The sequence below is a fragment of the Zhongshania sp. genome, assembly GCF_041623545.1.
GTDB lineage: Bacteria > Pseudomonadota > Gammaproteobacteria > Pseudomonadales > Spongiibacteraceae > Spongiibacter.
The window spans coordinates 1-4,827 of sequence record NZ_JBFJWS010000245.1 but is presented as its reverse complement, the minus strand read 5'-3'; the positions used below and the strand labels follow the sequence as shown (position 1 = coordinate 4,827).

The following is a 4,827-nucleotide window of genomic DNA, read 5'->3' as shown; positions in this document are numbered from 1 at the left end:
CCACGCGGGATCTAATGGTTCGTTACGTTCAGCGTGCACATTGCGCAGCACCTCGACATCGGCGGGGTTAAGGAAAATATCAAATCCGCTATTGCTTATGGGCAGCGCGGCCACCGCTTTGTTTACCAGATTTTCAATAAGCTCAGGCCGCACACTTAACTCATGGCGCAGTAACTGTTTTGAAATAGCGAGGGTCATTGAAAACAGTTCGCGCTCCAGCTCACTATCAACCCACTTGAGTGGTTCGCGCAAAGCGGCCAAGGCCAACTGCAACTGCTGGCTCTGTTCAGCCAGCAAGCGTTTTGACTCTTGCTGGCCATCCGCAAGGCCCTGCTGAAAGGCCTCGTCGTAGGCTTGAGTACGCAGGTCCTCAAACGTATCAGTAGGTGGCGCCTGATCCGCATCCGCGGGTTCGATATGTTCAGGCCTTGCAGCAATTTTCGCCGCTGGCGAGGCCAATGCAGATATTTCAGGCAACTGCCAGGTGCTGTGCTCGACCGCTGACTCGACCGGGTCAACACTCGCTGCGGCAGCCGTACTTACGTCGCCATCAATAACCCGCGGCACAAAGACCTGAAACACATCCGCCATAGTCGCCTCTCAGCTCCGCAATTTACGGTGAAATAGCACCGCTACCTCACACATAATCGTCATTACCGCCACGGCCCAAATCAATCTGACCCGCTTCCGCCAATTTTCTGGCGACGGCGAGAATATCCTTCTGCGCAGCTTCAACATCGCTTAACTTCATTGGCCCACGGGCGTCCATGTCTTCAATTAACATTTCCCGCGCACGCTTGGACATATTGCCCATAATCTTGTCACGTACGGCTTGATCTGCGCCTTTCAAGGCCATCGGTAAAATATCGGAACTCACCTCGCGCAGTAATAACTGAATGCCCTTGTCGGGGATATTGATCAAATTGCTAAACAAGAACATCAAGTCCTGAATCTTCTCCGACAAGGCCTCATTCTTTTTCGCCACCGATTCCAAGATGCGCGTTTCCGCCTCGGGGTCTAGGCCATTCATAATGCCTGCCACTGTTAAAGCACCATCAATTTTGCGGTTTTTAAAGGTTGCCGTAACTGAGAGTTTTTTCTTCAACACTGCCTGCAACTGACGCATCGCCGCTTGGGGAATCGTTTGCATATTGGCAATGCGCATCACAATATCGTCTTGTAAATCTGGCGCCATCTGCTTGAGCAAGGCACCCGCCTGATCCTGATCCATATGCGCCATGGTGATCGCAATCAACTGGGGATGCTCATCCTTTAGCATATGCAGCAGCGCGTCCGGCTCTAGCCAGCGCAGGGAGTTCATCTCCTGCAATTCTTCATCACCCAATACGCGATCGGCCAAGGTAGCGCCTTTTTGCTCACCGAGTGTTGAGGTAAAAAGTTTACGCACATAGCCATGCACGCCAACCCCGAGAGAGGTCTCAGACTGCATCGACATTCTAAAATCATCGACCACGGCCTCGGCGCGTTGATTGTCCACGCTGCGGATTGCGGCCATCGCTGTACCAATGAGTTCAACCTCGTGAGGATCAACAAATTGCAGCACCTTTGAGGCCTGCTCTTCGCCCAACATCAAAAGAAACAAGGCCGCTTTTTCGCTGCCCTTAACATTTGAACCTGCCGCCATATTAGGATTTACCATTTTCTTCCGACACCCATTTTTTCATGACTTGCGCAACACGCTCGGGGCTTTCATTCACCACCGAGCGCACCTCGGTCATTTTCTCTTCAAAACCCATTTTACCGCCCAACTGGCCCTGCGCCATTTGCGGGCCACCTAAGGCCGCCACCGCTGGGTGCAAAACCTCGCCGGTAACACCGTCAACTGCGCTGCCATCCGCCAATGCCGCTCTAGCATCACTCGCAGAAGCGCTACTCTGCATCAACGTCCGCATACCTGGGCGCAGCACCGCAAAGACAATTAATAAAACCGCGAGACCAGCAAAGGTTTGCCGAATTAAATTCGCAAACCAAGGCTGCTCCCAAAATCCCGGCGCACTCGCATCCTCGTCAAAACCCATCTGCGTTTGGAAATCGGCCGATACCACCGTAACTCGATCACCCCGCTCTAAGTCGTAACCAATCGCGTCTCTAACCAGCAGGTTTAACTTCTCTAATTCTGCGGCGCTTACCTCGACTGTCGTTACTTCACCGTTTTCACCGGCACTCGCACGGTTCGCCACGACCACCGCCACAGACAGCTTTTTAATCAAGCCGGTTGGCGTGGTGGTGTGATTCAATACCCGTTCAATTTCGTAGTTACGCACTATTGAGCGGCTACCACCGGCACCGCCAGTTCCATCACCGGTGGCTTGGCCACCAATACTCGGTGGCTCATTGGTCAGCGCCCCAGGAATGCCTTTAGCGCCAGCGTTACCCGCCGCGCTGCGGCCCTGTTCATTAATTTGTTCGCTGCGCACCACCTGACGATCCGGATTCCAGCTTTCGCGGCTTTCTTCACCGGTTGAGAAATCCACATCCGCTGACACTTTCACTCTTACCTGCCCAGCCTCAGCCAGTGGTCTGAGTAAATCTTCAATACTATCTTCATACGCACTTTCAATACGCTGGCGGTAGCTAAACTGGCGTGAGCTTAAACCTAAATCGTCTTTATCACCCTGCTCAGATAATTGATTGCCCTGCTGATCTACCACCGTCACTTGTTCTGGGGCTAAACCTGTAATACTTGACGCCACCAAATTCATAATGGCATTGACGTTTTGCTTGTCGACACTGCTACCAGGGTAGACATCCAACATAATCGAGGCGCTGGCTGGCTTGCGATCACGCACAAACACCGACTGCTTGGGAATCGCCAAATGCACCCGCGCCTTACGCACCTGATGCATGCTCTCGATTGTGCTAGCCAATTCTTGCTCTAAGGCGTAGTGATACTTCTTAGACTGCATAAACTCACTAACGCCAAAACCTTGCTCCTGCTCCAGAATCGCCATGCCAGTGCCGTCACGCATCACACCTTGACCGGCCAATTTAATTCGCGCGTCATGAATTTTTTCAGAGGGGACCATAATAGAGCCAGTTGGCTCCTGAATCTTATAAGGAATACCCGCAGCATTTAAGGCATCGATGACCCCCGCCGCGCGCTCGGGCGCAACATTTGCGTATAAGGTGCGGTAATCCGTGCCCTGCGACCACATTACCGCGGCGACCCCAATGGCGACACTGGCGGCAATACCCACCAATATGAGCAACTGGCGCAATACATCATTTTTCGCCAGATCAGCGAGTAAACCCGTCAGCGGATTGCTTTTAGCTTCAGCCATCTTAATAGCCCACCGTCAGTACATCTCTCATGACCACACCCACCAGCTCCACAAGCAAAGGCATTACATCGACATCCTCATGACTTCTTGATAGGCATCAACAAACTTATTGCGCACCTCTACCACCGCCTTAAAGGCGACGTCAGATTTTTGTAAATTCACCATCACTTCCGTCAAGCTAACATCCTTGGCGCCACGTTCAAACTCAGCGGCCAGTGCGCCAGCATTTTTCTGCGTGCTGTTAACCGCATTAATCGAGTCTTTCAGCATCGCCCCAAAATTAACATTCGACGGCGCATTAACTGAGAAACTGTCGCCCTCAATCATGCCCGGCTTGGCGACGCTCGTCTGCTCGCGCAAGGCGCGGATCTGAGTGAGTATTTGATCAACCTTCATATCAGACATGGTCTATCTCCTTAACCCATCAGGTAGCTTTGTTCACGCAGACGCGCTAATTTATAACGCAGCGTGCGAGGGCTAATGCCAAGAATTTCTGCGGCTTCTTTTTTCGACCGGCCCTGGCGCAGTGCGTCACTAATAAGCCGGCGCTCTTGATCGCGCATGAAACCATCCAACACTTTACTGCCACCGGCTGCATCACTGTCATCGGCCCGCCGCGTCGGCATATCGGCGCTGTATACCTGCTCATTGATAAAGCTCAAACCCGCTTCAAACTGAATATCTTGATCGGTAATCTGATTGCTCTGGCGCAAAATTAAGGCGCGCTGAATAACATTGTCCAATTCGCGCACATTACCCGGCCAACGGTAATGCATTAACTTCTCAATCGCATCATCTGTCAGCGCGCTATCGGCACAAGCAATACTGCTATCTCTGCGTAAAAAGCTCTGCACCAAGGGCAAAATATCATCACGTCGCGCAGCCAAGGTGGGAATATGCAAAGGGAAAACGTTCAAGCGATAAAACAAATCCTCACGGAACATACTCGCTCTAACCGCTTCACGTAGATCGCGGTTACTGGTGGCAATTACCCGCACATCAAGCTTCAAGGTCTTGCGGCTGCCTAAACGCTCTAATTCGCGCTCTTGGAGCACCCGCAACAACTTAGCCTGTAGGCCAAGCTCCATCTCCGAAATCTCGTCTAGCAGCAATGTGCCGCCCTGAGCCTGCTCAAATTTACCGGCATGGCTATTGATAGCACCAGTAAAGGCACCCTTCTCATAACCAAACAACATGGCTTCCAGCATATTCTCAGGAATCGCCGCGCAGTTAAGCGCCACAAAAGGCCCGCTGCTACGCTTCGAATGATCGTGGATATAGCGGGCGTAAACCTCTTTACCCACCCCACTCTGGCCACTGATCAAAACCGTCGCGTCAGTCAATGCCACTCTACCGGCCATGGCCTTAAGTGACTTAGACGCGTTATCTGCCACAATTAACTCAGACATAACGGCTTACTCCTGCGGCCAAGGTGTTAGTTTTATTCTTGTTTAAGGCTGCCAACACCGAGCGCAGTTGCTGACCACTACTTAACAACTCCCGACGACAAAGTTCACGATAGTAT

5 protein-coding genes are annotated in these 4,827 nt (G+C 52.0%); all 5 read right to left on the bottom strand.

Annotated elements, in window-relative coordinates; translation table 11 throughout:
- Positions 1-591, bottom strand: a 591-nt coding sequence (locus ABYT30_RS15570; RefSeq protein WP_373097414.1) for a FliH/SctL family protein, incomplete at its 3' end; no start/stop codon positions are given.
- Positions 592-637: 46 nt separating this feature from the next.
- Positions 638-1,645: a flagellar motor switch protein FliG gene (fliG, locus tag ABYT30_RS15565; RefSeq protein ID WP_373077169.1), complete on the bottom strand. Its 1,008-nt coding sequence runs from the start codon at positions 1,643-1,645 to the stop codon at positions 638-640.
- A gap of 1 nt (position 1,646) precedes the next feature.
- A complete protein-coding gene (gene fliF, locus ABYT30_RS15560; protein WP_373097413.1) occupies positions 1,647-3,302 on the bottom strand; it encodes a flagellar basal-body MS-ring/collar protein FliF in 1,656 nt (551 codons plus the stop codon).
- 63 nt (positions 3,303-3,365) lie between these two features.
- Complete coding sequence (fliE, locus tag ABYT30_RS15555) at positions 3,366-3,707, bottom strand: flagellar hook-basal body complex protein FliE (RefSeq protein WP_373077173.1); 342 nt, start codon at positions 3,705-3,707, stop codon at positions 3,366-3,368.
- Positions 3,708-3,718: 11 nt separating this feature from the next.
- Positions 3,719-4,711 (bottom strand): sigma-54 interaction domain-containing protein, encoded by a 993-nt coding sequence (locus ABYT30_RS15550; RefSeq protein WP_373097412.1) that lies wholly within the window; start codon positions 4,709-4,711, stop codon positions 3,719-3,721.
- Between the last annotated feature and the right edge of the window lie 116 nt (positions 4,712-4,827).

Coding starts and splice junctions, on each gene's coding strand:
- fliG (WP_373077169.1), bottom strand. CDS start 1,645: ATGGCGGCAGGTTCAAATGTTAAGGGCAGCGAAAAAGCGGCCTTGTTT.
- fliF (WP_373097413.1), bottom strand. CDS start 3,302: ATGGCTGAAGCTAAAAGCAATCCGCTGACGGGTTTACTCGCTGATCTG.
- fliE (WP_373077173.1), bottom strand. CDS start 3,707: ATGTCTGATATGAAGGTTGATCAAATACTCACTCAGATCCGCGCCTTG.
- ABYT30_RS15550 (WP_373097412.1), bottom strand. CDS start 4,711: ATGTCTGAGTTAATTGTGGCAGATAACGCGTCTAAGTCACTTAAGGCC.